The 23,452-nt window shown below is 36.8% G+C and carries 14 protein-coding genes; 6 read left to right on the top strand and 8 right to left on the bottom strand.

The window, feature by feature from the left end; all coding sequences use genetic code 11:
- Positions 1-49 precede the first annotated feature (49 nt).
- From pyrG to LNQ34_RS23555, 7 genes are all read right to left on the bottom strand, one after another.
- Entirely contained in the window at positions 50-1,663 is a 1,614-nt protein-coding gene (gene pyrG / locus LNQ34_RS15855; protein ID WP_017497342.1) for a CTP synthase, read from the bottom strand.
- A 618-nt stretch (positions 1,664-2,281) separates the two neighbouring features.
- On the bottom strand, positions 2,282-2,692 hold the full coding sequence (locus tag LNQ34_RS15850) for a DUF4190 domain-containing protein (RefSeq protein ID WP_202701853.1): 411 nt from the start codon (positions 2,690-2,692) through the stop codon (positions 2,282-2,284).
- Positions 2,693-2,831: 139 nt separating this feature from the next.
- Positions 2,832-3,068 carry a DUF3820 family protein gene (locus tag LNQ34_RS15845; protein ID WP_070906845.1) on the bottom strand — a complete coding sequence of 79 codons (237 nt, stop codon included), beginning with the start codon at positions 3,066-3,068 and terminating at the stop codon, positions 2,832-2,834.
- A 460-nt stretch (positions 3,069-3,528) separates the two neighbouring features.
- Positions 3,529-5,457 (bottom strand): glucosamine-6-phosphate deaminase, encoded by a 1,929-nt coding sequence (gene nagB / locus LNQ34_RS15840; protein ID WP_230000419.1) that lies wholly within the window; start codon positions 5,455-5,457, stop codon positions 3,529-3,531.
- Between the two features lie 31 nt (positions 5,458-5,488).
- Positions 5,489-6,862, bottom strand: a complete 1,374-nt coding sequence (locus LNQ34_RS15835) for a sugar MFS transporter (protein WP_230000418.1) — start codon at positions 6,860-6,862, stop codon at positions 5,489-5,491.
- Between the two features lie 184 nt (positions 6,863-7,046).
- Positions 7,047-7,922 carry a sugar phosphate nucleotidyltransferase gene (locus LNQ34_RS15830; protein ID WP_230000417.1) on the bottom strand — a complete coding sequence of 292 codons (876 nt, stop codon included), beginning with the start codon at positions 7,920-7,922 and terminating at the stop codon, positions 7,047-7,049.
- A 228-nt stretch (positions 7,923-8,150) separates the two neighbouring features.
- Positions 8,151-9,242 carry a mevalonate kinase family protein gene (locus LNQ34_RS23555; RefSeq protein WP_202704087.1) on the bottom strand — a complete coding sequence of 364 codons (1,092 nt, stop codon included), beginning with the start codon at positions 9,240-9,242 and terminating at the stop codon, positions 8,151-8,153.
- Positions 9,243-9,472: 230 nt separating this feature from the next.
- On the opposite strand from LNQ34_RS23555, the gene LNQ34_RS15820 reads away from it, so the two are divergent.
- Entirely contained in the window at positions 9,473-10,513 is a 1,041-nt protein-coding gene (locus LNQ34_RS15820) for a LacI family DNA-binding transcriptional regulator (RefSeq protein ID WP_070906851.1), read from the top strand.
- A gap of 681 nt (positions 10,514-11,194) precedes the next feature.
- Here the strand turns inward: LNQ34_RS15820 and LNQ34_RS15815 are convergent.
- On the bottom strand, positions 11,195-11,833 hold the full coding sequence (locus tag LNQ34_RS15815; protein WP_230000416.1) for a sugar-binding protein: 639 nt from the start codon (positions 11,831-11,833) through the stop codon (positions 11,195-11,197).
- Between the two features lie 673 nt (positions 11,834-12,506).
- Here LNQ34_RS15815 and LNQ34_RS15810 point away from each other — a divergent pair.
- The 5 genes from LNQ34_RS15810 to LNQ34_RS15790 all read left to right on the top strand — a co-directional run bounded on the left by LNQ34_RS15810 (position 12,507) and on the right by LNQ34_RS15790 (position 23,218).
- On the top strand, positions 12,507-15,605 hold the full coding sequence (locus LNQ34_RS15810) for a SusC/RagA family TonB-linked outer membrane protein (RefSeq protein WP_202701908.1): 3,099 nt from the start codon (positions 12,507-12,509) through the stop codon (positions 15,603-15,605).
- Between the two features lie 36 nt (positions 15,606-15,641).
- Complete coding sequence (locus LNQ34_RS15805) at positions 15,642-17,153, top strand: RagB/SusD family nutrient uptake outer membrane protein (protein WP_230000415.1); 1,512 nt, start codon at positions 15,642-15,644, stop codon at positions 17,151-17,153.
- Positions 17,154-17,255: 102 nt separating this feature from the next.
- Positions 17,256-18,668: an aryl-sulfate sulfotransferase gene (locus tag LNQ34_RS15800; RefSeq protein ID WP_230000414.1), complete on the top strand. Its 1,413-nt coding sequence runs from the start codon at positions 17,256-17,258 to the stop codon at positions 18,666-18,668.
- 290 nt (positions 18,669-18,958) lie between these two features.
- A complete protein-coding gene (locus LNQ34_RS15795) occupies positions 18,959-19,948 on the top strand; it encodes a c-type cytochrome (RefSeq protein ID WP_230000413.1) in 990 nt (329 codons plus the stop codon).
- Between the two features lie 264 nt (positions 19,949-20,212).
- Positions 20,213-23,218, top strand: coding sequence for a glycoside hydrolase domain-containing protein (locus tag LNQ34_RS15790; protein ID WP_230000412.1), 3,006 nt, complete (start codon positions 20,213-20,215; stop codon positions 23,216-23,218).
- The last annotated feature ends 234 nt before the right edge of the window (positions 23,219-23,452 follow it).

The raw sequence follows: 23,452 nt of genomic DNA, 5'->3' as shown, positions 1-23,452 counted from the left end.
ATTAGTGCTGAATTAGATTCAAACGTTACACTTTTCAGAATATTAATTATTATTTTTTATGCGCATTCACTGCAGCAGCCACAAAGTTTACAAAAATCGGATGTGGATTTGCTACTGTACTTTTGTATTCAGGATGGTATTGTACTCCAATGAAAAACGGGTGATTTTCAAGTTCTACAATTTCTACCAAACCTGTATCCGGGTTTACCCCTGAAGCTTTCAAACCTGCATTTTGCAGTTCATCAGCATATTTGTTATTGTATTCATAACGGTGACGGTGACGCTCTGAAATTGTTTTCTGACCGTAGATTTTATACGCCAGCGTATCAGGTTTGATATCACATTTCCACGCTCCTAAACGCATGGTTCCGCCTTTATCTGTCACTGTTTTTTGCTCTTCCATTAAATTCACCACCGGATGAGGCGTTTTATCGTTCATCTCAGTAGAGTTCGCCTCTTTGTAACCCAAAATATTTCTTGAATATTCGATTACAGACATTTGCATTCCTAAACAAATTCCGAAAAACGGAATGTTGTTTTCACGTACATAACGTACGGCTTCGATTTTACCTTCAATACCTCTTTCTCCAAAACCAGGAGCTACCAGAACTCCATCCAGACCTGCTAATTTTTCTACAATATTTTCAGCATTAATATGTTCTGAATGTATCGAAATTACATTTACTTTCGTTTCGTTTGCTGCACCTGCATGTATGAATGCTTCTAAAATAGATTTGTAACAATCCTGCATTTCTACATATTTTCCAACCAAACCAATATTTACCGTATGTTTTGGATTTTTCAGTCTTTTCAAAAAGGTATTCCAGTTTTTAAGATCCGGTAATGCTTTTTTAGGCAGATCTAATTTTTTCAAAGCCACTACATCTAATCCTTCTTCAAGCATTAAATTTGGAACTTCATATATGGTTGAAGCATCAATGGACTGAATAACCGCTTCTTTCTTAACATTGCAAAACAAAGCCAGTTTTTGACGCAGTTCCTGAGACAATTCATGCTCAGTTCTACAAACCAAAATATCAGCTTTGATACCACTTTCCATCAAAGTTTTTACAGAGTGCTGTGTTGGTTTTGTTTTTAACTCACCCGCAGCAGCCAAATATGGAACCAATGTTAAATGAATAACGATTCCGTTATTTTCACCCAACTCCCACACCAACTGACGAACAGATTCTATATAAGGTAATGATTCGATATCACCAACAGTTCCACCGATTTCGGTAATTACAATGTCATAATCGCCGGATTTACCCAACAATTGCATTCTGTCTTTGATTTCGTTTGTAATATGAGGAACTACCTGAACTGTTTTTCCTAAAAACTCTCCTCTTCTTTCTTTTTCGATTACAGAAAGATATACTCTTCCAGTTGTAACGTTATTCGCCTGAGAGGTAGGAACGTTCAAAAAACGCTCGTAATGACCTAAATCTAAATCTGTTTCAGCACCATCATCCGTTACATAACATTCTCCGTGCTCGTATGGATTCAACGTACCCGGATCGACATTGATATACGGATCAAATTTCTGAATAGTTGTACGGTATCCTCTTCCTTGTAACAATTTTGCTAAAGATGCCGCGATAATTCCTTTTCCTAACGAAGAAGTCACACCGCCTGTAACAAAAATATATTTTGTTTGATTCATTCTGTTGTTGTTTGTATGTAGTTGTGTAAAAAACTTGGCAAAAGTACAAATTTAATTAGACAATTTATCAATTCAGGAATGAGATAATTTTTAATTTTTTAAGCACATTTTATTTTAAATACTTTACCAATCAATTATTTTATCAAAATGAGTGTTTTTTATCACTACTAACTAAAAATCCATAAGTAAAGCCTAAAAATACAAACTAATTAATTTCTAGTATGGAAGTATCAAATTATAAAAACAAAAAAGAAAAGAAACTGCACTTACCGAAATATCAAAGACTAATACGATTTTAAATAGGGAAAAAGAAATGATGCCATTGATAAAAAATCTCGCAATCAGCTGAAATAAAAAGAAACCAAAGATTTTTACACTAAATTGATTGTAAATAATCGCTTCTCGAAAATGAAACCGAAGTATTTGAGAAAAAGCCCTTGTAAGTCCTCGACTTTTACAATATACCACTGGCAATCCTTCGCAGGATGAACGTAAACCAAAATTTAAATATGGGAGAAAAAAGCAATAAAAAAAGATAAACATAATTATGACGATCAAAATTACGTTTATCTTTTTATAAGAATCAATTCCTTGATAAACCATCATTTATACAAGAAATTATTTTACAGTAGCCTCTATTGTAGTAGTATCTACCTGTACTTTTATATTCAAAGAATCATCTGTTTTTATTTGTTCCACTTTAGCAGAATCTAAAGCTCTTTTAATTTCATCTTTATGTTCTAAAGCAAGAGAACCTATTGAACCAACAAAAACAGCAATCCAGATAATAACAAAAACTGTTGCTGCAATTCCCAGATATAATCCGGCTTTTGGTAAAGAAGTTGAGGCATTTTCTTTTTTTGCCTGGTTTAAAGCAATTGCTCCAAATACTATTGCAAGAATTCCAAATAAAACTGCAATAAAACCAAAGCAAGGAATAAATGCTGCTAATACACCGATAATACCAAAAATTAAAGCGATAATACCTAATGACTGACCAGCATTTGAAGAAGGTGAATTGTTTTCCATAAAAAATTGTTTTTGTTAGTTCTGACAAAAATAGAAAACGACTTACACAAACTGTAACTTACCGACCTAAGTTATCAACAATTAAATTAACCTGCTTTTTCTGTATTTATTGATTTAAAAATACTGGCTTATTTCCCAACTATTTAATAGGTTTTGGATATTGTTTTTTAATATTTCGAATCAGTTCTTCCAGTCCATTCAGCTTTAACTCATATATAAGTTGCAACTGTTGTCCCAATTCTCCTTTTGGAAATCCTTTGTTTTGATACCAAACGACATAATATTCGGGTAAATCAATTAAAAAGTAACCTTCGTATTTTCCGAAAGGCATTTTGGTATGGGCTAATTTGATGAGAAGTTTTTTGTCTGATTCCATTTTTTTTAAAGAAAAAAGAAGCAAGAGAAAAGAATATAGACTCATTCTCTTTTCTTGCTTCTTGTTGCGCAAAGCTATTATTATTTTTTTTCTTTTGCCAGAGATTAAAAAATAGTTTTCAGTCGCAGTTTTCAGTCGCAAGACCTTAACCTCTTTTTAAAACGTACTGCCAAACTAACGATTAATAAAAGACAATTATTCGGGTAAATGATTTCGCCACGAATTCACGAATTATACTTAGAATAGTTCGTGAATTCGTGGCGAATATTAAAACTTAAAACCTTAGTGACTTAGCACCTCAGAACCTTAGCCCCTTTTAATATTTTCTTTTGCCAGAGATTAAAAAATAGTTTTCAGTCTCAGTTTTTCAGTCTCGGTTTCAAACTTACTGCCACTGAGACTGAAAACTGCGACTGATAACTAAAACCTTAGCACCTCAGGACCTTTGCTCCTTTGAACCTTAGTAATGCCATCTCACGAAAGCTTCCATCGCAGCATAGGTGGCTAAACCTAACTGTTGGTATAAAGCAGCTGTTTCGGCATTTCGGTCTTCGGCTCTTTGCCAAAATTCTCTGGCATCGGTTCCCTGGAAAACAACGCCGTCTTTTTGAGACTGGTGTTTGAAGATACCGTGACGTTTTGCTAAAACCTGATCAGGGCTCATTGGTACCGCCATTTCCACTTCGTCAATTCCCCATTCCTGCCATGCTCCTCTGTATAACCATAACCAGCAGTCGTCCATGAATGATTTTGGTTTCAATGCTTTTACAGCTTCAAAAATAGCATCCAGACACACTTTATGTGTTCCGTGTGGATCTGCCAGATCTCCTGCTGCGTAAATTTGATGCGGTTTGATTTTTTCAATTAAATCCATCGTCAATTGAATATCTTCTTTTCCGATTGGTTTTTTCTCGATGGTTCCGGTTTCATAGAATGGTAATTCCATAAAATGAATCTGATCATCGGATAAACCAACAAAATGACTGGTTGCTCTCGCCTCTCCTTTTCTGATCAATCCTTTGATGTAACGAACTTCAGGAATATCAATTTCACTGTTCTTTTTATTGATTAAGAAAGTCGCTGCTTTTTGGTAAATATGGTCTGCTTCTTCGCTTTTGATTCCGAATTTTTCATTGTAATCAATTACGAATCTTGCAAAACGCAAAGCTTCATCATCGGCTACAGCAATATTCCCGGAGGTTTGATACGCCACGTGTACTTCATGACCCTGCTCTTGCAAACGCATGAAAGTCCCCCCCATACTGATGATATCGTCATCGGGATGCGGACTAAAAATCAATACTCTCTTTTTAGCCGGTTCTGCTCTTTCCGGACGGTTGGTGTCTTCCGCATTCGGCTTACCACCTGGCCATCCTGTGATTGTATTTTGAAGTTTGTTGAATATTTTAATGTTAATATCGTATGCAGGACCTGAATCAGCTAATAAATCGCTCATTCCGTTTTCGATATAATCAGCATCGGTAAGCATTAAGATTGGTTTTTTAAGCTGAAGTGCTAATCCCAAAACGGCTTTACGAGTCAGTTTATCCGTCCATACTACTTTTTCTACCAACCATGGTTTATTGATTCTGGTAAGTTTTGAAGAAGCTTCTTTGTCTAAAACAAATACCGCATTGTTATGCTCCTGCAAGAAGGAAGCCGGTACACGATTGGTTACTTCATCCTCTACCGATTTCTTTACAATATTTGATTTTCCTTCTCCCCAAGCCAATAAAATTACCTGCTTGGCTTCCATAATCTTTTTTACTCCAAGTGTTATAGCTGTTCTTGGCGTATTACTCAATCCGAAGAAGTCTTTACTTGCTGCAACTCTGGTAATATGATCTAAAGCTACTAAACGTGTTTTAGAGTTTTGTAACGATCCCGATTCGTTGAAACCAATATGTCCGTTACCTCCAATTCCAAGAATCTGCAAATCGATTCCGCCAAGAGCTTCAATCTTTGCCTCATAATCGTGGCAATAATCAGCGATTTGTTCTTTGGTCAAAAGTCCGTCCGGAACGTGGTAGTTTTCAGGTAAAATATCGACATGATCAAACAGCAATTCTTTCATAAAACGAACGTAACTGTTGATCGAATTTGGCTCCATTGGATAATATTCATCCAGGTTAAAACTAATTACATTTTTAAAGCTCAAGCCTTCTTCTTTGTGTAAACGAACCAGTTCAGCATAAAGCCCTTTTGGAGAAGAACCTGTTGCTAATCCTAAAATACAAGGTTTGTTTTCTTTTTGTTTGGATTGAATTAAAGCCGCAATTTCCTGAGCTACTTCTTTTGATGCATCGCCGGAATTTTCAAAAACGACCGTATTGATGTTTTCGAAACGTTTTTCGAACCCTGTTGCTTTGTCGATTTTACTTTTTAACATGATATAGTTTTTTAATTTTACTCGTTACATCTTACCACTTACGATATTTATGTCCTTTTACTGCGTAAAAAAGGATCATTAAATAGGATGGCAGCAGCATTAAATAAGCAATCTGATTCCCGCTTTTTGAAACTCCCACGGTACCATTTGCCGTATTTGCTGCATTTATATTTTCTGTGATCATTCCGTAGAACAAAGGAAAAATTGCTCCTCCGATGATCCCCATGATCAAAATTGCACTTCCAATTTTTGTATAACCTCCCAAATCTTCTAATGCCATCGGCCAGATTGCCGGCCAGCAAAGTGCGTTTGCCAAACCTAATAACGCTACTAAAAGTATCACCACCGGTAAGTTTGGAATCCCCGGTAACTGAATCATTATTTTTGGCGAAATCAATACTATGGCCAACACTAAAATGACTCCCAAAACTCCGGATCCTTTCAAAGCTGTTACTTGTGAAAGGTATTTTGGAATTAATGTGATCCCTAATATATACCCTACAACCATTGCCGACATGGTAAACGAAGTTAGTTTTAAATAAAAATTCCCTTCGACTCCATATACGCCTAGTTGTTTCCCGAATCCTCCAATCGAATCTCCCGCCAGAACTTCGGCTGCTAAATACAGCATCAAAGTAATTACTCCTAAAACCAATTGCGGGCGTCTGAAAGCATTTCTAATTTGCTTAAAAATACTCAGATGCGCTACATTTCCTTCTTCATCCAAATCAATTTCCGGAAGTGGAGACAGTTTTACCAAAAGCGCTAAAACCATTATAATCAATCCCATATAAAGATAGGGTCTTTGCAATTGTAATGCAAGTGAATTTAAAGCATTTGTTTTTGAAACGGCGTCCAAAACGGCAATCTTATCTGCTGTAAATTCCTGCATATTAGACAGTACCAATGCTGTTAATAGCAATGGCGCTACAAAACCTGCCAGTTTATTAGCGATTCCCAATACACTAATTCTGGCTGCTGCACTTTCTCTTGGTCCAATTACTACTACATAAGGATTGGAAGCCGTCTGCAAAATTGCCAGACCGGTTCCCATCACAAACAAAGCAATTAAAAACAGTAAAAAGGTTCGGCTTTCGGCGGCCGGATAAAACATAAATGCTCCGGCTGCAATGATTAATAATCCTAAAGAAATACCATTTTTGTACCCTACTTTTTCAATGACCCACGACGAAGGAACTGCCATTACAAAATAGGCAATATAAAACGCAAAAGTTACAAAATAAGCCTGAGAAGAAGACAACTCGCACGCTAATTCAAAAAAAGGAATTAAAGGTCCGTTTAACCAGGTGACAAATCCCAATATAAAAAATAACGCGGTAAGAATAATCATCGGAATGATTGAACTCCTCTTTTCTATATGTATTGCAGTCTCAATTTTTGACATAATTTTATTGGTTGATTGTTAATAGATTAGTTGTTTGATTCCTCTAAAATAACATCAACACTTTTTGCAAATATATCGCAATTTACCCGCAATTAAGTGCGTATTTTTTGCAATTTTAAAACAAAAGTAGTCTAATAAGTTATACTTATCTGTAAATTAGATATCAATTTTTTGTTAATTTTTCCTAAATACTCCAATCTAAAACCGGATAATATTGCTTCAAATACTCCTTCACATCAGCAATATCTTCTTTAGCCGTAAGGTCCGGAACATGCTCTGAAAACGGAATACCTATTGTTGTATTTGGATTTTCTTTTACAGCATTTAACAGCACTGTAGGCAGCTCTTTTTCGTCGCGCTCAGGATGAACAGGACAATTTTTCAAATGGGTATATAAAGTGCTTCCGTTGAATTTAAAAGCATTCATACTCACTCTGATTTTCCCTTCTACATCTTTATAGTCGGCTAAGACATCGGCTGAAGGTTTTTCTAAAATATCCAACAACTGATTGTTCTGATCTAATTTAGCAATGGCGAAACGCGAAATTCTTTCAGAAGGAAATTCCAAAGCTTCACGATCGTAAGCAATAAACGCATTTGGACTGTTGGTCTCTCTAAGTGCCAATAACGCTGCTGCCGAATACAAGTTGTCGCTGTTGCAAACCGAATACTGCTGTGTGTTTAACTCCGGAAACTGTTCTACCGCCTGAAACAAAGCATCGGCAGTACCAAAGGGCTTCACTCTGCCTTCGGGAATGTATTGTACAGCAAATGAAATAGTAAGTCCGTGAAAATCGTTATCGGTATTCTGACTGCCGTAAAACTCTTTAAAAAGCTCTCCCTGCTCACCAATAATAATGTAGATGTTTTTATATCCTGCTTTTTTAGCGTTCAGCAGAAGATAATCCAGCAAAGGTCTCCCGCTTGCTCCAACTCCAATTAGCCCTTTACTTCTTTCATTTGCCTGCGCAATTTCTTCCGCAGATAAATTGTTTGAAATAGCTTCTTTTTTCATGCGCGAGGATGCTCCACCCGCAAGAATAACTAAATTGTTATGCATATTTATGTATTTTCATTTTTAATTTTCTTAAATCTATTTAGGTATGGAATTGTTTCAAGTTTTAGTTCTCGGTCTCAGTTTTCAGTTTTCGGTCTCAGTTTTCACTGTGTACTGCGACTGAAAACTGCGTATTGTTTCAGGTTTCAAGTTTCAAGTTTTAGGTTTCAGGTTTCAAGTTTCAGGTTTCAGGTTCTCACCTCTCACCTCTCACAACTTAAACCTCACAACTTAAACCTCAACATTTTCAATAACCCTTACACCCGGATCAACCGCTACGGCATAGGCTTCCTGAGCTCCTGCTTCGAGAATGGCTTCGATCACCAAATCTTCTTTTTCCGGATTTGCGATAACGACTATACTTCCTCCTCCGCCTGAACCTACAATTTTTGCTCCGTAAGCACCAGCGCGCAAAGCAGCATTGACCATAGCATCAATTCGCGGTACAGTAATTTTTAATAAATCGCGTAAAACTTCATGATGCTGGTTCATCAATCCGCCTATTTTTTTAAGATCTAAAACCGGTTTTTCAAACTCTTTCAGAGCTTCTTTGGTATAATGATAGTTTTTTAATGCGGCTTCGAAGAAAGGAATCAATCGGTCCGGCAAGCAATTTCGGTAACGATCCAGGTCTTCTATTTTGGAAGCATGCAGATCAAAATCCGGGAAATTTTGCTTTACGATATCAATAGAAATTAAAGCATTTCCTTTTAACTCCCCCAACAAACCGATCGTTTCTTTTGGAACTCCCGAAACTCCTGTTATCAGGCCTTTCAAGCTCGTTCCTATTACTTTATACGAAAAGGGATCTTTGGTATTGATGTACACAATATTCCCCACCCCAATACTAAAATGATCCATCATTCCACCCGGTTCTCCATGTTCCAATACTTCAGATTCATAACCCAATTTGGAAATAAACTCAGGAGTAACTTCACGATCAATACCATAAGCATCGATCAAAAAACGAATCCATGCCATCAACAAAGCCGAAGAACTCGATGTTCCGGAGTTTATTGGAATATCTCCCGTAATAGTAATGTCGTATCCAACGTTTGGCACACAGCCGTACCTGCGCAATACACGTAAGGAGGAGGCAAAATAATCTCTGGGTTCTAATTTGTCGAAAGTGGCGTCAATATCAATGGTACGAATCTCATTAATATCAATCATATTTAAAACAAAGGTCTGAGTCAGATTTTGTTCGGCAATTAGTTGTATATTCCGATCGATTGCACAGGCGATAACCGGCAATCCTAAATAATCCTGATGATCTCCAAAGAGACAGGTTCTGCCCGGGGCTAATGAGGTAATTTTTTTCACTTGAAAATTTTATAATAAAACACTGTAAAACAAAACATTACAATGAAACTTGGTTAAAAATTGGTCTTATTCTTTTGATTTTGATTCTACGAAACTATTGATTATATTTTTATAAAACAAGAAAAAACAAAAAAATGTGCTCGAACACACTATTAAAATGTTCTCGAGCACACTAATTAATTCTTACAGGATTTTTAAATAATCAAATCAAAGTTTCTATATTTGCCAATATGGATAAAAAGTACACCATTAAGGATATAGCAAAAATGGCCGGAGTTTCGAAAGGGACTGTCGACAGGGTTTTGCATAACAGAGGAAAAGTTTCTCCTACAGCACTGGACAAAATAAATGAAGTTTTAAACGTCATTAATTACGAACCGAACTTAATTGCACGAAATTTAAAGAACACCAAAGTTTACAGAATTTGTGTTTTACTGCCTGATCCGGAAATTGACCCGTACTGGCTTCCCTGCATTAATGGAATCCAGGATGCTAAAACCGAATTTAAAGCGTATAGTGTTATTATTGAAACACACTTCTTTAATCCGGAAAGTACCAAATCGTTCTTAAGTGCTCATGATATTATTATCCAAAAATCGCCTGATGCTGTTTTAATTGCTCCATTGTTTCACAAAGAAACGGTAGAAATTGTAAAGCAATATGACGATTTAAACATCATCGTAAACACCTTCAACAACCAAATTGAAGGTGAATCCATAAAAAGTTTTGTTGGACAGGATTTGCATAAAAGTGGTCGTGTAGCTGCCAGCCTAATGAATCTGATTTTAACAGAAGGTCAGATCGCCATCATACATATTGACGAAAGCCTTAAAAATGCGGTACACATGCAGGAAAAAGAAAAAGGCTTTAAAAGTTACTTTGATGAGAAAAAGATCAGTGGTTTTTCACTTACCACTCTAAAATTAAAACATCAGAATGTGGAAACTAAATTTTCTGCATTTTTAGACGAAAATCCAAATCTGAAAGGTATTTTTATCACGACCTCAAAAGCGTACCAAATTGCCTCTATACTGTCTACGGTAAAAGATAAAAAGATTGCGATTATCGGTTATGATTTAGTGGAAAAAAATGTGAATTTCCTGAATCAGGGATTGGTTCATTTTTTAATTCATCAAAATCAAAAACGACAGGCTTATTTAGGCGTGAGTACTTTGGTTGAACACTTTTTATTCCGAAAAGATATTCCGGAAACGATTTTACTTCCAATAGATATTATTAATGTGGAGAATGCTTCTTTTTACGTTTCCTAAATAACACTGGATTGTCGGTAAATTCCACAGAGTTACACATAAGGTTACACAGAGATACACAAAAAATGTTTTAAAAATCTTTGCTGACTAAGCATTTCACAGAGTTCTTAAAAAGCAGCGAGCTATTTCAAGAACTCATAAAACAAGCAAAAAATCCGTGTTAATCCGCGTCTTCGCAAAGCGAACCAGTGTCATCTGTGTACTGTTAGGCTTACCGTATTGAATCTTTGTTTTTTCACGCAGATTTGACTGATTTAAGCAGATTTACGCGGATATCCCTTAAATCAAACTAATGATTACAAACAAGTTACAAGTTTTTTTTCATATCGATTCTTTACAATTTTCTTTCCAACAGATCTGGCAGATTTTATAGATCTTTCTTAATCTAAAACAATATAAATTTGTTAAAAACGAAACTTCGTACTATAAAAATTCCACAGGAACGAAACATATAAATAAAAACAACAAGCATCACGTATAAAAAACTTTGCAACTTAGTGCCTTTGCGTGATTATTTTTAAAATTCAACTCATCCTTAAAAATTTAAATTAACCGTCACAAGACTCCTTGCTTCAGCAAACTCACACAGAGATACACAAAAAAAGACTTTAAAATAACTTCGTGAAGCTTTGTGATTCCTTTGTGTAACTCTGTGGAAAAACCATTTCATCCTGTAAACCCCTATTCCATTAAAATAAATTTCCCAAAAGAAGAAGCAATATGAAAATTAGGAGTTTCGGTATTAGGATTTACCCAGGAAATCCAGGTAGGTTCATACTCCCGATTTTCATTCTCCAAAAACTTAGCTCTAAAAACACCCGCTTCTATAGTATTGTTGTGTATTAAATTCAATTCTTCTAAGGATTTTATACTGATTCGTCCTTCAACTGTAAAAGAAATTTCATCTTTTGAGGTTTTGATTTCGAAATCGGTTTTAGGCCATTTCCAGTCAAAATCAAATTCTTTGTTGGGACGAGCTCTAAAATCCATTAAACGCCCGGCTGTATCCATTTCCAGACAATAATAAGGATCTAAGGATTCATTACTTCTAAAAAACAATTCTACACGATCTGAATTTCCAATACTGTCAAAACTATCGTCTTTTTGATCGATATAAATTTGGGTATCAAAAACTCTGAAATTAAAAAAGAAATTTTCAAGATCCCAGAACGCTCTGAATTCTATTTTTGAAAATGGGTCACTTTTCCATGGCGAGCAAAAATCAGTGAAGCAATTTGCGTTTTCCCAAAATGATACAATAGGATTTTGCACTTCTTTTTCCTGACTTTTATCTTGTAAAACTACCTGATATTCTTTCACTCTATTTTATTTTTATTTTGTTAATTTTTTTAACATTTTAAAACTTTGAAAATGACTTCAACTATGGTCTGATTTTTATTTTTTTCGAATTATGAATGTAGGTTAAAATTTAATAAAATAAAATATCTCATTTTTTATCATAAACAGACCTTAAAAGTCATTTTCAGCTCTCAACAAACAAAGGACCTTACTAACAATTCAATATATATTTTAACAAAAACAGAATAAATATATCAACAAAAACACATTTAACTAAAAAATACATCAAAATTACAAATATCACAGCCTCTGCCCTATTCCATTAAAATCACACAAATTTAAGTAAAAAAAAATGTTTTGATCAAAAAAATGTGCTCGAGAACATTTTTTTAATGTGTTCGAGCACATTTTTATTCATTTTTCTTGTTTTATAAAAATATAATCTATAGATTCGTTTCATAATAATCTTAAAACCAAGTTAATTAATACATTTTTCAGTCGTTTTTCACCTCCCCAAAAAAACAGAAAAACTAAAAAAATACCACATACAAAAAGAGTAAAACAGAACGGCAGTTGTTTTTAAACCATTTCGTCAGAAGATAAATTATAAATCAAAAATTATCTCAAAAAAGAATTCCAAAAGCTTACAAACGAAAAAAAACAAATAAACATTAACCAAACTCAATTTTTAAGTATGAAATTTTTAACCAAAAAAAGACCCGAAGATTTTAGGCTAAAAAATCTTCACGGTACAGAGATTAAACTCACCCTTTTTTTAGTATTCGTTTTTACCGTCCAGGTTTCAGCAACCTCAGCCGTAAGAATAAATCGCAGAACTGATATTGCATTCTTTTTTGAAAAAACAGTCAAGGGTAAAGTAACCGATCAAAACGGACTTCCTATCGCCGGAGCAAATGTTGTTGTAAAAGGAAGCCGTACCGGAGTGCAGACAGATGCAGACGGAAGTTTTGCCATTACTGTCGCTGATAATGTAACGAAACTTATCATTTCCTACGTTGGTATGGAAGATCAGGAAGTAACCGTTGGAAGTTCGCCTTTAAAAATTGTTCTCAAAGAGGCGGGACAAAAATTAGAAGAAATAGTTATAGGATACGGAAAAGCCAAGAAAAAAGACCTTACCGGTTCTGTGAGTTCTATTGGCAAAGACAACTTAAACTTAGGAGGTACTATTTCGAATGTTGGTCAGGCTCTGCAAGGGCGTGCTTCGGGAGTTCAGGTACAGCAAAACAGCTACGCTCCGGGAACCAATCCTTCGATTGTTATTAGAGGTGGAAATTCTCTTAACAATTCTAATTCGCCTTTGTATGTTGTAGACGGTTTCATTACCAGCACAGGAGCCTCTATCAGTCCGAACGACATTGAAAACATTCAAATTCTAAAAGATGCCTCCTCTACCGCTATTTATGGTTCGAGAGGCGCAAATGGAGTTATCCTGATTACGACTAAAAAAGGAAAATCAGGTAAAATGCAGATTGAAGCCGAGATCTCAGATGGTTTTCAAAGCATTATCAAGGAACCTTCTCTTATCAACGGACAGCAATATGCCGACATTCAAAATGCTATTGCGAAAGAGAATGGTCGACCTCCTGTTTTTTCTTCCGATTTCCCTGTTGCCAATACCAATTGGTTTAAGGCCGCAACACGCCCCGGAGAAGTACTAAACAGAACCATTACTTTTAGCGGAAGTGACAAAACCTCTAAATTTTTCCTTTCCGGAAACTACATCAAACAAACCGGAGCTATCGAAAATACTGATTTTAAAAGATACAGTGTGAGAATGGGAGGCGAAAAAAGATTTAATGACAAACTAAACGTTGGTACGAACATTTACGGAGCTGCCAGTGAGGGAAATAACAGCGATTTTGGAGATAATATTTTATCCCCGCTGTTTTCTATCCAGACCGCCCCACCAACTATTCCAATTTACAATCCCGACGGTTCTTATTACAAATTTCAGGGGAAAGACAATGCTTTGGCACTTTTGTTAGAACCAACCGATCATATTATCAACAGATTGGTCAACGGAAATATGTTTTTGGACTATGAAATTATTAAAGGACTAACCTATCATTTTGGAGCGGGTGCGGAATGGCAGGAAAATATTGAAGGAAGATACACCCCAAGAACGTTGGTGGCTGGAGCTGCTTTAAAAGGATCAGGATCTGAGGAAAACAAAACTTATTTCAGATGGAGTACAGAGCAATACCTAACTTATAAATTCAATATTAAGGAACATTCGATGAGTGCCATGATTGGTACGTCGAATCAAAAAGATACGTATGAGTTTTTGAGAGCGGCCGGAACCGGTTTTTCTAACGATGCATTAACCTATCACAACCTTGACGCGGCAGCGGTTTATTTGAAACCTGAGACTGAAAAAATCGAAACAAAGCTGACTTCCTATTTTGGAAGGCTAAATTATTCTTTCAGTGATCGATATCTGGCTGCATTTACCTTAAGAAAAGACGGTTCTTCCCGTTTTGGAAGCAATAACTCTTTCGGAATATTCCCTTCAGGAGCAGTAGCATGGAAAATATCTAACGAATCTTTTATGCAAAACTCCAAAACGGTCTCTGATCTTAAGTTGAGAGTTAGCTATGGAGTTACAGGAGCTGATGGTATTGGAGATTATGCTTTCATGCCAACCTTAAGAGCCTGGGGAGTAACTATTGGAGATGGAAATTTTGTTAATGGTACGGAACCTGCCAATTTAGCGAATAAAGACTTAAAATGGGAACAAACCACTCAGACTGATATTGGGTTGGACATGGGGCTTTTTAATGACAGAATAACCGCAACAATCGATGTGTATAAAAAAAGAACTACCGATGCCCTTATCAGAGTCCCTATTGGCGGATGGTGGGGTTTTAATACACAAACCATCAACTCCGGAGTGATTGACAACAAGGGTATTGAATTGGGAATTACCAGTACTAATTTCAGAAATGATCATTTCTTGTGGACCACTTCACTAAATGTGGCTTACAACAAACAAGAAGTCGTTTCACTTGCCGATAATGTGTCTATCATCAGTCAGAATACTTCTAATCCAAGCGGAACGGTTTCGGGACGCGAATTTACCAGACTGGAACCGGGCAGAGAAATGGGCGTTTTATATGGTTTTAAATATGCCGGAGTAATCAAAACCGGAGAAGTATATGCTCCGCAGCCTTTGTCTAAACCGGGTGATCCAAAATATGAAGACTTAGACGGAGACGGTGCAATTACCGTAAACGACAGAACTTATTTAGGCAATTCAACACCTCATTATACTCTTGGGCTTAACAATGATTTTAAAATTGGAAACTTCGATCTGAACATCTTTTTTCAGGGAGCTTTTGATTATTCGGTTTACAACATGACCCGAATGGTTGGAGAATCAACAACCAGTACAGATGCTTTAAACCGCTGGGTAGCCGGTACGAATGAAAATACAGATGTTCCAAGAGACGGCTATTACAAAAGTACTTATGGAAGTTATGTCAATTCAAAATTTGTAGAAGAAGCCTCTTACCTGCGCCTAAAAAATCTTTCTATCGGATATACTATTCCTGAAAGTGTTTTAAAACCACTCAAATTTGTAGACAATATCAGATTGTATGCCATTGGACAAAACTTATTGACCATTACGAATTATTCCGGAAATGATCCTGAGGTAAACGGACATTTCACCAACGATACTACCAAACAAAACTTAGGAGGAGGAATCGATTTCAATTCATTCCCGGCTTCACGAACCATCATTTTGGGTATTAAGGTTGCCATTCATTAGTCTAAAAGCTTTTTTAGTAACATAAAATTTATTAAAATGAAAAAATATACAATCATATTCCTCTTACTGACAGCAGGTTTGCAATTTTCATGCAATGATGATCTTGATCCTACCGTATACAGCAGTTTGACCGATACTAATGGATTTCAAACCAAATCGGATGCTATCGCTTCTATTAATTCTATTTATGGAAGATTAAAAGGCCCTTCTGTGGGAGACAACTTCTCGTATTGGGCAACAAGGCATTTTGCTTTGACTGATATTGCCACAGATTTAGGACACTGCCAGTACGGTGGTGACCCCGGGCAATTATCTTTAGGGCTTTGGAATTCTGCCAACGGTCTGCTTCTGGAAGACTGGAATGCCATGTACAAACTGGTAGCCAACGCCAATTTTGCGATTTTTAATATTTCAAAAATGAGCGGCATTACAGAAGCTGAAAAAACTCAGTTTATAGCCGAGGCTAAATTTTTAAGAGCTTCTGCTTATATGGATTTAACAGACGCGTGGGGACCTGTTATCCTTGTAACAGAAGCCAACTTAGACAATCCAAACTATCTGGAGCAAACACCGCCTTCTTCTGTTGAAACTATAGAAGCGCTTTTAATTAAAGATTTGAATGATGTTGCTGCCGTTTTACCCGTTAACTACAAGAAAAATGCAATTTATGAAAGTAACGATGTAGGTCGTGCTACAAAAGGAGCTGCCTTAACGTTATTGGCAAAATTATATTTGCGAAATCGTGACTGGCAAAAAGTAGCCACTCTTACACAGCAAGTCATGAACCTCAACGAGTACAGCCTGTTCCCTACTTATTTGGGGCTTTTTAAAGAAAGTAACAAATGGTGCAGCGAAAACATCTTTTCTTCTCTGAGTGATGCCAATGTAAACGGAACGGAACTTCTGAACCACTTTGGTCCTATCGATCATCCGGTTGTCGAAAACAGATGGCAGTATTATACCGTAAACTGGGACTTCTACAATACTTTTGGAAATGAAGACGATCGAAAAAAATGTTTCTTCCCGGAGTTTATGGGTACTGATAAATTACTTCACAAACAAGCCCCTTCCTTAGGAGCACAGCCACCAAAAGGAGAGTTTTATATGCCTGACGTATCGACCCGAAAATATGCCGATGATGAAACCACTACTTATTATGATGGTCACAGCGTAAACATATTGCGTTATGCTGATGTATTGCTGAGCAGAGCCGAAGCCTTAAACGAAATAAACGGCCCAACTGCCGAAGCCATAGACCTCATCAATCAGGTAAAAGGAAGATCACATGCCAAACTGCTGGTTTTATCCGATTATAATAAAACTTCGTTACGAGATGCTATTTTACAGGAGAGAGGATGGGAATTGTTCTATGAAGGAAAACGCCGTCAGGATCTAATCCGAATGAATAAGTTTGATGTTCTGGTAAATGCCTATCACGTAAGAGTTGGAGAAACCGCACCTATCACCATGCCTAAAAACAAATATTACACCTATCCGCAAAGTCAGGTCGACTTAAATCCGAACCTGAGTAATGCCGACAGACAATAACAGAAATCAGATCAGGAACAGCGGGTTTTGAAATACCTGACTGTTCCTGATTTTTAACTATAAACAGTATAATTTATCTGTTTCATAAAAGAAGCCTTTCAGATGATTAAAAATGTAATAGCAAAAGGAGTATTTATTTGGATCCTGCTTATTTTGGTAAGCTGTTCTAAAAAACAGGGAACTCCTGTAACGAACATCAATATTGGCATTCATGGCAACAACGAATTGAAAATTCAGATCGATGTGACTACGAACGAAAATGTTCAGGTCTATGCCGAGTATTGGCCTGCTCAAAAAGACACAAAAAATAGAATAAGCTCTCCAGTTTCAAAAGCTGGTCTGTCTCATTCTTTGGTCCTTTGCAACATTACTCCTGAAACTCAATATCATTTTCAGTTAATTACGAGCAATGGGCAGGAAAAAGACAGTAGTAAAATATATACCTTCAAATCTAGAAAATTACCGGAATGGTTACAAAAACAATTCAAAGCAAACTGTCCGAAACCGGAACTGGTGCCGGAAAATTTCAAAAAAGGTTTTATGCTTTTAGCCAAAAGAGAAACACCGGGCGTTGCTTATATTGTAGATTATAAAGGTAACTTAAGATGGTATCATACCGTTGAAGGAACAGGGTTTAAAGTTACTCATTTTACCCAAGAACAAAGTATCATTGCCATTCTGGGAAAAAATGATGAACCCACAAGTTATGGAAGTGAGATACTTGAAATCAACTTACAAGGCGATACTCTAACCCATATCAAAAAGGGACAAGGCGATTTAAAACAGGTAATTCATCACGAAATCATCAAAAAATCGGCTAACGAAATTGTCACTTTATTTGTCGATCAAAGAATAACCGATCTAAGTTCTATTGGCGGAAAACAAAAAGATACGATTAATGGCGACGGGATTCTGATTTTGGACAGAAAAGGAAAACAGCTTTGGAAATGGAGTGTTTTTGATGATTTAGATCCCATGAAAGACAAAAAACTACTCAAAACCAAGAAAGACTGGATGCACGCCAACAGTTTAAACTATGATAAAGACGGTAATTTCCTGATCTCGTTTTACAACAACGGTCAAATCTGGAAAATAGAGGCTAAAACCGGAAAAGTACTCTGGAAATTAGGACGGGGAGGAAATCTTAAAATGTCTGGAGACAACGATTTCTCTCAGGCACACGCCGCCCACATCAATCCCGAAGGCAGTCTGATGTTTTTTGATAATGGAGTCGACAAAAAGCAATCTTCTGTTTTTGCACTAAAAGTAGATGAAACGAATAAATCTGTTCATCTGGATTTCCACATCCTATTGCCAAAAGACGTTTACAACGACAGAATGGGAAGTGCTTATATGATCAATAAAGAACTCATTTTGGCTTGTTGTTCCAAGAGACATATTACGGTTTTAACCAATAAAAAAGGGGTTTTATTATGGGCATTAGAATCTGAAATTCCGCCTTATCGCGTACAATTCATTCCTGAAGAAAACTTAAAACCATTGCTATTGAATTAAAGACAAGATCTTGTTTGAAATGACAAAACGACTATTAGATTAAAAAATTATAAACACATAGAGACATAGATTTTAGGTGCAAAAAAGAAAACCATTAGCAACTCGTTTCTTTCACATAGTTGACTTTGTGCATTTAAATAAGTGAAACGCCTTTTTTAAGTAAACAGAAGCTATGTTTCTATGTGTTAAAATAACTGGAACCAGCTAGTTAATACTATAAAAAAAAGGAACAGGCTCATCTCAAGGTTTTGGGATTGTTAAGATACAAAACAGGTTAAAAATTTTACGACATGAAAAAAACAATTCTTATCGGACTTTTTTCAGCATTGCCAATTGTCGTTTTCAATTCGTGCAATACCTCTAATTCGCAGACATTAGCAAACAAAATGGCTCATGATGATTCGTATATTACCATTGACACCTCAAAAATTCCGGACGATCCATTTGGAGAATCTGTTCGTTATGGTAGAGAGTTAATGCTAAAAACCGCTTATTATATTGGTCCAAACGGCATCAAAGGAAAATACTTAGGCAACAAGATGAATTGTACCAACTGCCACCAGGATGCAGGAACAAAACCTTATGCCTTTAATTTAATGTCCTCACACGACAATTATCCACAGTATCGCGGACGTGAAAATAAGGTCCTTACTCTGGCCGAAAGGGTTAACAATTGTATCATGCGTCCGCATTCGGGGAAACCGCTTCCGCTGGACAGCAAAGAAATGGTCGCTTTTTTATCCTACTTTAAATGGATCAGCAAATTTGTTCCGAAAGATGGAGGTTTCAAAGGCGCCAAAAATCTGGAAATTGAATTTCCGGATGTAGCCGCAAGCCCTGAACGAGGAAAAGCCCTGTTTATCGAAAATTGTGCCCGCTGCCACGGAAACAACGGTGAAGGTCGGTACAATGCCGACCAATCAGGCTACACCTACCCGCCGCTTTGGGGACAATACGGCTATCAGCCCGGTTCAAGCATGCACAGAGTAATCAAACAGGCACAATGGCTAAAAAGCAATATGCCATACGATAAAGTCAGCCTGGGAAAACCATATCTTACCGACTTACAGGCACTCGATATTGCAGCCTATGTAAATGATGATTCCGTACACGACAGACCTAACCCCAAAACATTTGATTACCCTAATAAAATGGGGAAACCAATTGACTATGCACACAGCCCTTTCAGTGATAACTTCTCAGAAGAACAACACAAATACGGCCCCTACAAACCCATAATTGCCTATTGGAAAAAAAATGGATGGAAAGCGGTATATTAGTATGGTTAATCGGTTAACTGTTTAATCGTTTAATTGTTTAACCGTTTAATTGTTTATGGTTTATGGTTTATTGTCCGAAACCCATAACTAATAACTAATAACTAATAACTAATAACTAATAACTCATAACTCATAACTCAAAACTCAAAACTCATAACTCAAAACTCATAACTCATAACTCATAACTCATAACTCAAAACTCATAACTCAAAACCCACAACTCACAACCCACAACCCACAACCCACAACTCACATAATAAAACAATGAAAACAAACCTAAAAAACAAACCTATTTTGAATAGATTATTGATGCTGTGCCTATTCGTTTTCAGCATTTCGTTAACCGCGCAAATAAAATACTCAGACGGTAACGACAGTTGGAACCCTAACTTATTAGGGAATCACAGAGTTGCAGTAAGCTTTACCGGTACCGGAGATGTTGCCAAAACTACGATCGAATGGCGCAGAAGAGACGAAAAACCCGAACTGAAAAAGATCATTGTTCAGGATGCTTCAGGCAAAACCATTTCAAACATAAAAACGGCTGACATCAACAGAGAAAAGGGTACTATTTTCTTTGAACCAATTTCAGGAAAAGGAACGTATTATGTGTATTATATGCCATACCTTGACGAAGGTGACGCTAACTATCCAAAAGGAGTTTACGCTAAACCTGAAGATAAAGCAGACGCGCAATGGCTTGCTAAAATCAAATCCAATTTAACTGACAATTGTACGGTTACCGAAATTCAGAGTGTAAATGCGTTCAACAGTTTTTATCCGATGGAAGTAATCGCAACTGCAGCCGAAACTAAAGATCTTATCGCCAAAAACAGCGGCAGTTCCTTTTTGGTATTCCCGGAAGACCGCTTGTATTCCATCCGAATGAAAAATGATTTGCCACAAAGATGGATTCAAAAAGGCGTTCAAAATACCTTTTCGGACACAGCGCTAAGAGGTGAATATCTGGCCTTTCAGTTAGGCGTTTATGCCTTGCAGAATCTTGACAACGTAAAAGTTACCTTTTCGAATTTAATCAGTTCTACCGGAGCTATCATCGAATCGAAAGACATTAACTGTATCAATACTGACGGAACAAAATACGATGGAGCTATTTTTACCAATACCGTTTCGGTTTCAAAAGGAAAAGTACAAGCCCTATGGTGTGGCATCAATGTCCCGGAAACTGCGGCGGCAGGAACCTACAGCGGTAAAGCTGCCGTAATTGCTGATGGAAAATCAAAAGACATTGTGCTTCAGATAAAAGTAACCAATGAAATTACTAAAAACGGCGGTATCGATTCTCCTGAGAAAATGACACGTTTGAAATGGCTGAATTCTACTCTGGCACAGGAAAATACGGTTATTGCTCCTTACACCCCGTTAACGGTAAAAGATACCGAAATCTCCTTATTGGGCAGAAAGTTAGTTTTGGGTTCCAATGGTTTTCCAATACAAATTCAAACTTATTTCACGCCCGAAATGACAACAGTTGGTTCAAAAGCCAATGACATTTTAAGTGCTCCGTTAGCTTTTCATTTTTTGGATGCCTCTGGTAAAGAAGCGTTACAATGGAAGAACACAGGCCTTAAATTTCTTAAAAAAGAAAGCGGAACGGTTTCCTGGGAAAGTATTTCTACAGCAAAATCACTTCAGATGGATGTACATGCTTCCCTAGAATTTGATGGTTTTTTAACGTACACCGTAAAAATCACGGCACTTGAAGATGCTGTATTTAATGATATCAATTTCCAAATGCCAATTCAGCCCTCTTCTGCAAAATACATGATGGGATTAGGTCAAAAAGGAGGCGATCGTCCTGCCAATTTTGACTGGAAATGGGATGTTGCACACAAAAATCAGGATGGGGCCTGGATTGGAAATGTAAATTCAGGATTGCAATTTTCTTTACGCGACGAGAAATACAGTCGTCCGTTAAACACCAATTTTTACCTGCAAAAACCTTTATTGCTTCCCACTTCCTGGGGGAACGAAAATAAAGGAGGAATTACCATCACTCCTAATTCAAAATCGGTTTTGGTCAATGCGTACAGCGGCGCCCGAAACATGAAAAAAGGAGATGTTTTGTATTATAATTTCAATTTACTAATTACCCCTTTCCACACCATTAATACCGATTTTCAGTGGGACACTAAGTTTTATCACAAATACAGCGATATCGATACGATTGCCAAAACCGGGGCAACAGTAATCAATATTCACCATGCCAATGCTATCAATCCCTATATCAACTATCCTTTCATTGAATTTAAAAAAATGAAAAGTTATATCGATGAAGCACATGAAAAAGGACTAAAAGTAAAAATCTACAATACCGTCAGAGAGGTTTCAAACAAAGCTTATGAAACTTTTGCTTTAAGAAGTTTAGGACATGAAATTTACTCTCCGGGTAAAGGAGGCGGATTCTCCTGGCTGCAGGAACATGTGGGTGACGATTATATTGCGGCCTGGTTTGTACCTGAAATTAAAGACGCGGCAATTGTAAACAGCGGCATGAACCGTTGGCACAACTATTATGTAGAAGGAATGAACTGGCTGACACAAAATGTGGGTATCGATGGCGTTTATCTTGATGATGTTGCTTTTGACCGAATTACCATGAAACGAATCAAAAGAGTGCTTACCAAAGACGGGCATCCTGGAATTATTGATCTCCACAGTGCCAATCAATACAACAAAAGTGACGGATTTAACAACAGTGCCAATTTGTATATGGAGCACTTTCCATACATCAACAAACTATGGTTTGGAGAGTATTTTGATTACGAAAAAAACAATCCTGACTTTTTCCTGACCGAAGTAAGCGGAATTCCTTTCGGGTTAATGGGTGAAATGCTACAGGACGGAGGAAACCCTTGGAGAGGAATGGTTTACGGAATGACCAACAGAATGCCATGGAGCCACAATGCCGACCCAAGACCGGTATGGAAATTATGGGATACTTTTGGAATTAAAGGTTCTGAAATGATTGGATACTGGAGTGAAAACTGTCCGGTAAAAACATCAAACGACAAAGTACTGGCAACAGTTTACAAAAAAAACGGAACTGCTTTAATTTCTATTGCAAGCTGGGCCGATACGGATGTAAAAGTGAAACTTAATATCGACTGGAAAAAATTAGGAATCAATCCGGCAAAAGCTACTATTACGGCTCCTGAAGTGCTAAATTTCCAACCGGCACAAACCTTCACCGCAAAAGACGAAATACCGGTATCAAAAGGAAAAGGCTGGTTGTTGATTGTTAAATAATTTTCATTTTATAACGATTACACACCTTGTTTGTCATTCCGAGGAACGAGGAATCACAGTAGTAATTCGACAAAGATTGGCGACATTCTGTACGGAATTTCCTGTGCGATTCCTCGTTCCTCGGAATGACAACATTGCACAAACAACAAACCAAAAACAACAAACCATAAACAACAAACCATAAACAACAAACCATAAACTATAAACCATAAACTATAAACCATAAACCATAAA

The organism is Flavobacterium lipolyticum (genome assembly GCF_020905335.1).
GTDB classification, from domain to species: Bacteria; Bacteroidota; Bacteroidia; order Flavobacteriales; family Flavobacteriaceae; genus Flavobacterium; species Flavobacterium lipolyticum.
This window is presented reverse-complemented; position numbering and strand designations above follow the sequence as displayed.

Coding starts and splice junctions, on each gene's coding strand:
- LNQ34_RS15790 (WP_230000412.1), top strand. CDS start 20,213: ATGAAAACAAACCTAAAAAACAAACCTATTTTGAATAGATTATTGATG.
- LNQ34_RS15835 (WP_230000418.1), bottom strand. CDS start 6,862: ATGTCAAAAATTGAGACTGCAATACATATAGAAAAGAGGAGTTCAATC.
- nagB (WP_230000419.1), bottom strand. CDS start 5,457: ATGTTAAAAAGTAAAATCGACAAAGCAACAGGGTTCGAAAAACGTTTC.
- LNQ34_RS15800 (WP_230000414.1), top strand. CDS start 17,256: ATGATTAAAAATGTAATAGCAAAAGGAGTATTTATTTGGATCCTGCTT.
- LNQ34_RS15795 (WP_230000413.1), top strand. CDS start 18,959: ATGAAAAAAACAATTCTTATCGGACTTTTTTCAGCATTGCCAATTGTC.
- pyrG (WP_017497342.1), bottom strand. CDS start 1,663: ATGAATCAAACAAAATATATTTTTGTTACAGGCGGTGTGACTTCTTCG.
- LNQ34_RS15830 (WP_230000417.1), bottom strand. CDS start 7,922: ATGCATAACAATTTAGTTATTCTTGCGGGTGGAGCATCCTCGCGCATG.
- LNQ34_RS15810 (WP_202701908.1), top strand. CDS start 12,507: ATGAAATTTTTAACCAAAAAAAGACCCGAAGATTTTAGGCTAAAAAAT.
- LNQ34_RS15805 (WP_230000415.1), top strand. CDS start 15,642: ATGAAAAAATATACAATCATATTCCTCTTACTGACAGCAGGTTTGCAA.
- LNQ34_RS15820 (WP_070906851.1), top strand. CDS start 9,473: ATGGATAAAAAGTACACCATTAAGGATATAGCAAAAATGGCCGGAGTT.
- LNQ34_RS15850 (WP_202701853.1), bottom strand. CDS start 2,692: ATGGAAAACAATTCACCTTCTTCAAATGCTGGTCAGTCATTAGGTATT.
- LNQ34_RS15845 (WP_070906845.1), bottom strand. CDS start 3,068: ATGGAATCAGACAAAAAACTTCTCATCAAATTAGCCCATACCAAAATG.